The organism is Rhodobaculum claviforme (assembly GCF_016653255.1).
Classification (GTDB): Bacteria; Pseudomonadota; Alphaproteobacteria; order Rhodobacterales; family Rhodobacteraceae; genus Rhodobaculum; species Rhodobaculum claviforme.
In genome coordinates this window covers 1-7,098 of sequence record NZ_NHSD01000169.1, presented here as the reverse complement: position 1 = coordinate 7,098, position 7,098 = coordinate 1, and the positions used below count along the sequence as shown (strand labels likewise).

The 7,098-nt window shown below is 70.9% G+C and carries 5 protein-coding genes; 2 read left to right on the top strand and 3 right to left on the bottom strand.

Annotated features, from left to right (window positions below; translation table 11 throughout):
* The first annotated feature begins 53 nt into the window (after positions 1-53).
* Positions 54-1,178: a glutamine-hydrolyzing carbamoyl-phosphate synthase small subunit gene (gene carA, locus CCR87_RS05595; RefSeq protein WP_201156579.1), complete on the top strand. Its 1,125-nt coding sequence runs from the start codon at positions 54-56 to the stop codon at positions 1,176-1,178.
* Positions 1,179-1,234: 56 nt separating this feature from the next.
* The gene (locus CCR87_RS05590) at positions 1,235-3,481 is read left to right on the top strand and encodes a SlyX family protein (RefSeq protein WP_201156578.1); all 2,247 of its coding nucleotides are present in this window, start codon (positions 1,235-1,237) and stop codon (positions 3,479-3,481) included.
* A 143-nt stretch (positions 3,482-3,624) separates the two neighbouring features.
* Here CCR87_RS05590 and CCR87_RS05585 read toward each other — a convergent pair whose 3' ends face one another.
* From CCR87_RS05585 to CCR87_RS05575, 3 genes are read right to left on the bottom strand one after another with little or no spacing between them, the layout of a single operon-like run.
* Positions 3,625-4,527, bottom strand: a complete 903-nt coding sequence (locus tag CCR87_RS05585) for a CpsD/CapB family tyrosine-protein kinase (RefSeq protein ID WP_201156577.1) — start codon at positions 4,525-4,527, stop codon at positions 3,625-3,627.
* A 27-nt stretch (positions 4,528-4,554) separates the two neighbouring features.
* Positions 4,555-6,102 carry a GumC family protein gene (locus tag CCR87_RS05580; protein WP_201156576.1) on the bottom strand — a complete coding sequence of 516 codons (1,548 nt, stop codon included), beginning with the start codon at positions 6,100-6,102 and terminating at the stop codon, positions 4,555-4,557.
* Positions 6,092-7,054: an ExeA family protein gene (locus tag CCR87_RS05575; protein ID WP_201156575.1), complete on the bottom strand. Its 963-nt coding sequence runs from the start codon at positions 7,052-7,054 to the stop codon at positions 6,092-6,094. The genes CCR87_RS05580 and CCR87_RS05575 overlap by 11 nt, the downstream gene beginning before the upstream one ends.
* Between the last annotated feature and the right edge of the window lie 44 nt (positions 7,055-7,098).

The following is a 7,098-nucleotide window of genomic DNA, read 5'->3' as shown; positions in this document are numbered from 1 at the left end:
CCCAACCCGCGACCGCCCCGACGCGGGCCGAGGCCGTCCGCCCCACCGCCTGCCTGGCGCTGGCCGATGGCACGCTGTTTTACGGCACGGGCTTCGGCGCCACCGGCGAGACGGTGGCCGAGCTGTGCTTCAACACCGCCATGACCGGCTATCAGGAGATCATGACCGATCCGTCCTATGCCGGGCAGATCGTCACCTTCACATTCCCCCACATCGGCAACGTCGGCACCAACGACGACGACGACGAGACCGCCGACCCCGTCGCCGCCGGCATGGTCGTGCGCTGGGCGCCGACCGATCCGTCGAACTGGCGCGCCGCCGGGCATCTGTCGGAGTGGCTGGCCCGGCGCGGGCGCATCGCCATGGGCGGCGTCGACACCCGCCGCCTGACCCGCGCGATCCGCCGCCAGGGCGCGCCCCATGCGGCGCTGGCCCACAGCCCCGACGGTCGCTTCGACATCGAGGCGCTGGTCGCCCGCGCCCGCGGCTGGGCGGGGCTGGTGGGGCGCGACCTCGCGCGGGATGTCAGCTGCGCGCAATCCTACCGCTGGGACGAGATGCGCTGGGCCTGGCCCGAGGGCTACACCCGCCGCGCCACCCCCGGCCGCCGCGTCGTCGCCATCGACTATGGCGCCAAGCGCAACATCCTGCGGTGTCTGGCGTCGGCGGGCTGCGATGTCACCGTCCTGCCCGCCACCGCCACCGCCGAGGAGGTCCTCGCCCACAACCCCGAGGGGGTGTTCCTGTCCAACGGTCCCGGCGATCCGGCGGCCACCGGCGCCTATGCGGTGCCGATGATTCGCGGCGTGCTGGAGCGCGACATCCCCGTCTTCGGCATCTGCCTCGGCCATCAGATGCTGGCGCTGGCGCTGGGGGCGCGCACGATCAAGATGAACCACGGCCACCACGGCGCCAACCACCCGGTCAAGGACCTGGAGACCGGCAAGGTCGAGATCACCTCGATGAACCACGGCTTCACCGTCGACAGCCAGAGCCTGCCTGCGGGCGTGGTCGAAACCCATGTGTCGCTGTTCGACGGCTCCAACTGCGGCATCCGCATGGCCGACCGCCCGGTGTTCAGCGTGCAGTACCACCCCGAAGCGAGCCCCGGCCCCCAGGACAGCTATTACCTGTTCGAGCGGTTTGTCGCCGCGATGGCGCGCCGGGGGGTGGCTTAATCCCGCGTTAACCATGCTGCCCCAAGGTTCCCGCTGTCGTTGAACAGGAGGGGGCCTTGGCCGCGCTGCCCGAGCTTGCCATCCCGGCGCCCATGTCGGTGCCCATGCCGACGGCTGCCCCGGTGTCCACCGGGCGGGCGTCGGTGGATGTCGCGCCGCAACGCACGCTGGGGCAGGTGTTGCTGGAGCGTGGCGCTGTGGATGCGCCCACCCTGATGCAGGCCCTGGAAAGCGAATCGCGCGGCAGTGCCGAACTGGCCGATGTGCTGTTGCGTGAAGGGGTGATCGACCCTGACACGCTGGTGGCCGCCCAGTCCCTCCAATGGGGGGCCGAGGTCGCAGACCTCGGGGCCTGTCCGCCCGATCCGCGGCTCGTGGACCGCTTTGGCGTGCGCGCATGCGTGCGGTCGGGACTGGTGCCGTGGCGGCGGGCCGGGCCGGTCGTGGTCGTGGTGACCGCCCGCCCCGATGCCTTTGCGCGCCAGCGCCCGGGGCTGGAGGCTGCGCTGGGCCCCGTGGTCATGGCGCTGGCCCCCGAACCGGCGGTGCAGATGGCGCTGCGGCAGGTGCGCGGCGGCGCCTTGCAGGCGGCGGCCGAGACGCGGGCGCCGCTGCACCACAGTTGCCGTGGCTCGGTGCTGCCACGGCTGCGGCTGTGGGTTCTGGGCGGGCTGGCTCTGCTGGCGGTGGGGGCGGTGGTCGCGCCGGTGGTGGCGCTGGCGGTGCTGACGGTGTGGGCGCTGACGCTGCTGGTGCTGTTCACCGCGCTGAAGCTCGCGGCCAGTGTCGCGACCCTGCGCGCCCGCGCCCACGAAGGGGCGGGCTGGGACACGCCCCGGCCGATCATCGCGCGCCTGCCCGTCGTCTCGGTCCTGGTCGCCCTGCATGGCGAGCGCGAGATCGCGCCGCGGCTGGTGCGCCGCCTGGGGGCGCTCGCGTGGCCGCGGGGCCTTCTGGACGTGATCCTCGTGCTGGAGGAGGACGACCACGCCACCCGCACCGCGCTGGCGGGCGCCGACCTGCCGCCATGGATGCGGGTGCTGGCGGTCCCCCCCGGCGGCGTGCGCACCAAGCCGCGCGCCCTGAACTATGCGCTCGATCACTGCCGCGGCAGCATCATCGGCGTGCTGGATGCCGAGGACGCGCCCGACCCCGACCAGATCCACCAGATCGTGCGCCATTTCCACGCCCGCGGTGCCGATGTCGCCTGCCTTCAGGGCGTGCTGGGCTATTACAACGCGGCCGAGAACTGGCTGTCGCGCTGTTTTGCGGTGGAATACGCCGTGTGGTTCCGGATGATGCTGCCGGGGCTGGCGCGGCTGGGGCTGGTGGTGCCGCTGGGCGGCACGACCGTCTATTTCCGCCGCGAGGCGCTGGAGAAGGTCGGCGCCTGGGACGCCCACAACGTGACCGAGGATGCCGATCTGGGCCTGCGGCTGGCCCGCCACGGCTATCGCACCGAGGTCGTGGCGACGGAAACCGGAGAGGAGGCCACCTGCCGCCCGCTGCCCTGGGTCCGGCAGCGGTCGCGCTGGACCAAGGGGTTCGCCGTCACCTATGCCACCCACATGCGCAATCCGCGCGCGCTGTGGCGCGATCTGGGGGCGTGGCGGTTCTTCGGGGTACAGGTGCTGTTCCTGTCCACCCTCAGCCATGCCTTGCTGGCACCGGTGCTGTGGTCGTTCTGGGCGCTGGCGCTGGGGCTTGGGCATCCGCTGGCGGGGCCGCTGGGGGCTGCGGGGCTGGTGGCTCTGGCGGCCCTGTTCGTCACCTCCGAAGTCATCGGCATCGCCATCGGGCTGCTGGCGGTGTCGCAGCGGCGCGGTCTGCGCTGGCTGCGGCCGTGGGTGCCGACGCTGCATGTCTATCATCCGCTGGCCACCCTGGCGGCGCTCAAGGCCCTGTGGGAGGTGGTCGTGCAACCCGTCTATTGGGACAAGACCGCCCATGGCCGCTTCGATGGCGCGGCTCCGCCGGCGGTGGTGGTCGCGGGCGCGCGCCGGGTTGCCACGCCGCAGGCGGCGGTCATGGCGCTTGCACGCACGCCCTCGCACCCGCTAGGGCACACGCCACCCGACCCGCACACGGAGCCGCCGATGACATCGCGACAGCAACAGGCCGAGGAGCGTCTGGCCCACCTCGAGCGCCTGGCCGAGGACCTCTCGGACGAGATCGCCCGGCAGTCGCGCCAGCTTGCCGCGGTGGAGCGCCAGCTGGCCCGGCTGACCCACCGCGAAGCCCAGCGCGAGGCCGAGGCAGGCGCCGGCGTCCCCCTCGCCGATCAGCGCCCGCCGCACTGGTGAGCATGCGGTTCGCCGCCCCCCGGAGCGTCCGTGCAGCGCCTTGGGGTCAGCGCCGCGCCCGACGGGTCGTGGCCGGGCCCGCACGCGGGCGCTTCGGTGTCCCCGGGCGGCGGGGAGGGCGCCTGCCGTGTCGGCAGCCGCCGTCAGCGCTTCTTCTTGTCGGAATACCCGTAGCCATAGCCATAGCCATAGCCGTAGCCATACCCGTAGCCGCCATACCCATACCCGTAGGCATCGCCCGCGGTGGCATAGCGGCACTTGTTCACCACCACCCCGAGGAAGTTGCAGCGTGCCCGCAATTCCTCGCCGCAGCGCTTGATCTCGGGCATGGTGCTGCTGCCGGCGGCGGCCACCAGCAGGACGCAGTCGATCTGGTCGATGAAGCCCAGTGTATCGTCGGCCAGCAGCATCGGGGGCATGTCGAACAGCATCACGTCCGGGGCGTAGCGCTGTTCGATGGCGTCCATGATGCGCCCGGTCTCGACCCGCTGCAGCAGTTCGGAGCTGTCGGGCTCGGCCTCGGCGTTCATGCCGATGGCGAGGTTGTGGCCGATGCGGCGAAACACCTCCTGCGGCTGCGCCTCACCGGTCAGGGCCTGGGCGAACTGCGGCGCCTCGCGCATTCCCAAGGCGTCGGCAACGGCGGGGCGGCGCAGGTCGAACTCCACCAGCATGGAGCGCAGGTCGGGTTGCCGCCCCAGGCTGTAGGCGAGGTTGAGCGCGAGCGTGGTCTTGCCGCAGGCCGCCGTGGGTGAGGTGATCGCCACCCGTCGCCAGCCGTGGCTGCGCAGCTGGTGCAGCAGCTTGGTGCGCATGATGTCGAACGATGCCGCCGCCGCCCCGCGCTTGTGCGCGTGAATATGGTTGCGCTCCAGCGCATCGACCGAGGGGGTGATCTCGATCAGATCATCCCACAGCGCCATGTGGTCGCTGCTGGCCTCGGTCCGGGTGGGGGCGGCGGCACGCGTCACGGTCCGCTCGGGGGGCAGGCCACGGGCCTCGCGCTCCTTGCGGGCCTTGTCGATGGCCGACTGAATGAAATCCATTGCTGACCTTCCAGCAGGAACCGGGATCTAGCCGGTTGCGTCGCGCATCATGTCCATGACACGGCCCAGGCCGGTCACTTCGGTGATGCGCGCAATGATGATATCGAGCGGCAGGTAATTCTGGTCCAACCACCACAGCGCGCCCGGAACCGCAACCAGCAACAGGACCGCCGCAAGGATCACGAGGCCGCGCCGAACCAGAATTTCGCGCCGGCTGCGGAACAGTGGCACCGTGCCGAACGGCGCCATGCCCAGCCCCTGGGTGATTTCCACCGGGCGCAGGATCGCGCGGTTGGACAGGATCAGCAGCCCGACGATCAGCGCGCCCAGGGCAACGCCGCCCCCGGCGCCTGCGATGGCGATACCGGTGCGGTTGGGCTTGTTGGGAGAGCCCGGGGCAACCGCCTGTTCCAGGACGGTGATCCGGTGGCCGCGGGCCTGTGCCTCGATCCGTTCGCCGATGCGCGCCTGTGCCCGGCGGCCGACGGCGCTGTTGTACTGTTCCTGGAGGTTGGCATAGTCACGCTCCAGCGTGGCCAGTTCCGAGGCGGTGGCCGCGGTGGCGTCGATGGACGTGGCCAGCGCCTCCAGCTCCTCCTCGATCAATTGCCGCTGCGAGGCGAGGAAGTCGATCTGCGCGTCGATGTCCGCGACCTGGAGATCGAACAGCGAGGCCGTTCCGTCGCCATCGCCGCCCATCTGTTCGGCGACGATTTCCTCCAGCGCGGCGACCTGGGCGCGCAGGGTGCGCAGGCGGGGGTTGTCCTCGGTGAAGATGATCGTCGCGCGCGACAGCTCGCGGCGCAGGGCCTGGAGTTCGCGCTGTTCGTCGGTGGCGTTGGCCTCGGAGCCGGCAAAGGCGCCGGTCCTCTCGAAGGTGGTGACCATGCGGTCGCGCCGGTCGCGCAGGCTGGTCAACTCGCGGTCGATCTGAAGCAGGCGCTCCTGCTGGGCGGTCTGGCGGGTGCGGCGGAAGTTCAGGCTGTCGGGCAGGGCGTCGCGGTTGGCCTCGCGGTAGGCCAGGATGCGCGCGGTCTGCCGCTCCAGCTCGTCGGTGAGACGCTCCATCTCCTCGTCGAAGAAGGCGAGCGTCTGGGTGGTTGCGGCGGTCCGCAGGGCGACGTTCTCGCGCAGGATCTGATCCACGAGGTTGTTGGCCACCGCCGCGGCGACCGCGGGCCGGCCGGCCTCGAAGGCCACGCGCATGGTGCCTGTGTTCCCGCGAATGGTGGTGATGGTGATCCGCCGGCGCATGTCGGCCACGATGTCGTCGGGGCTGAGGTTGCGGCCCGCGTGCAGACTGAACTCGCGCGACATGTCGAGCATGTTGTCGCGCGCCAGAACGCGCTGCCGGATCTGCCCGAGCACTTCGCCCGGGGTGGCCCGCAGGGTCGATGCGGCAAGGTCCGCCGGCACCTGGGGCGATTCGACCAGCAACTGCGCCTCGGCCTGGAAGCGCGAGGGCAACGAGGTCGCCAGCCACACCGACCCCGCGACCACCGGCATCGCCACGAGGACCAGGATGTGCAGCTTGCGCAGGAACAGCTGAATCAGGAACTTGTAATCAAGTGTCATGGCCTGCCTCTCGTGGCTGGTCTGGGGTCCGATCGGCCGTGCGCGCGGTGCCCTGTGTCATCGCGTCGGGGCGGGGTGCCGCCGGTCCCCCGACGAATACTCCGTCATCGAGGACATGGGCAACGATGCCGCCCGTCACCGCCGGCGCGTCCTCGGTGTAGGCATAGACCAGCGCAAGGTCGCACAGCTGGTTCACCAGCCGCGGAACGCCGCCGGTTGCGGTGTGGATGTGCGTCACCGCGGCATCGTCGAACAGCATGTAGGTGGCCCCCGCGACCGCCAGACGGTGTTCGATGTAATCGTGCACGGTGTCGCGGTCCATCGCCGGCAGGTGGAACCGGGCCGCGACGCGCTGGGTGAACTGGGCCATGTCGGGGCGGTGCAGGACCTCGCGCAGCTCCGGCTGGCCCACAAGCACCAGTTGCAGAAGCTCATCGCTGTTGGCGTTCACGTTGGTGAGCATCCGCAGCTCCTCCAGCGCGTCGCGGTCGAGGTTCTGCGCCTCGTCGAAGATCAGCACGACGCGCCGACCCTCGGCATACTGGGCGATGATGAACTGCTGGAACGCCGAGAACAGCGAGACATAGTCGGCCTCGGGTGCGGTGGGCTGGCCCAGCGCCATCAGCACCCAGCGCAACAGCGCACCGCGCGCGGCGTGCGCGTTGGACACCAGCCCCACCGTCACCGCGGGCCCGAGGCGCCGCAACAGGTGATGGATCAGCGTCGTCTTGCCCGCCCCCACCTCGCCGGTGATCATGGTGATCGGGGCGCGCGTCAGGATCCCGTATTCAAGGATCGCATAGGCACGTCGATGCGCCTGCGACCAGAACAGGAAGCCCGGATCCGGCACCAGCGAGAACGGTCGCTCGGTCAGGCCGAAGTGTTCCAGATACAGGGTCGGGGCGGATGCGCCGGACAGGATCGGCCCGCCGAAGTCCACGGCCGGGTCCATGGCGGGCGGGGGCCGCCCCTCGGGCGCGGTGGCGGGCTGCGGGG

Excerpts from the sequence above, each read along its gene's own strand:
- CCR87_RS05585 (WP_201156577.1), bottom strand. The coding sequence starts at position 4,527 with ATGGATTTCATTCAGTCGGCCATCGACAAGGCCCGCAAGGAGCGCGAG.
- CCR87_RS05580 (WP_201156576.1), bottom strand. The coding sequence starts at position 6,102 with ATGACACTTGATTACAAGTTCCTGATTCAGCTGTTCCTGCGCAAGCTG.
- CCR87_RS05575 (WP_201156575.1), bottom strand. The coding sequence starts at position 7,054 with ATGGACCCGGCCGTGGACTTCGGCGGGCCGATCCTGTCCGGCGCATCC.